The organism is Shewanella sp. N2AIL (assembly GCF_022690845.1).
In the GTDB taxonomy this organism is placed as follows: domain Bacteria; phylum Pseudomonadota; class Gammaproteobacteria; order Enterobacterales; family Shewanellaceae; genus Shewanella; species Shewanella baltica.
Genome location: NZ_JALBYT010000108.1, coordinates 1 through 283 on the forward strand (window position 1 = coordinate 1; position 283 = coordinate 283).

1 protein-coding gene is annotated in these 283 nt (G+C 55.8%); it reads right to left on the reverse strand.

Features of this window, described 5'->3' with window-relative positions; genetic code table 11:
• The coding region (locus MO387_RS20945) for an Ig-like domain-containing protein (protein ID WP_242326516.1) at positions 1–283 on the reverse strand (283 nt) is incomplete at both ends.

Sequence of the window (283 nt, forward strand, 5' to 3'; positions counted from 1 at the left end):
ACAGGGTAAGTGCCATCGGCCAAGGTGGTGCCGGTTAAGTCGATGCTCCAGTTACCGCTGGCATCAATCACCAAGCCGTTGGCAGTGGTGTACACCACGCCATTGATGGTGACGGCCAAGGTGCTGTCATCACCCAAATCGACGGTACCGTTGAAGACTAAGGTGTTGTCATTGGTGATGAAGTCGCTGCCCGAGGCGCCGGTGTCATCGGTAATGCTGGTGATCGCCACGGTGTTGCCGTCGCCATCTTGGTCAATCTTGGTATCAATCACCACGTCTTGGG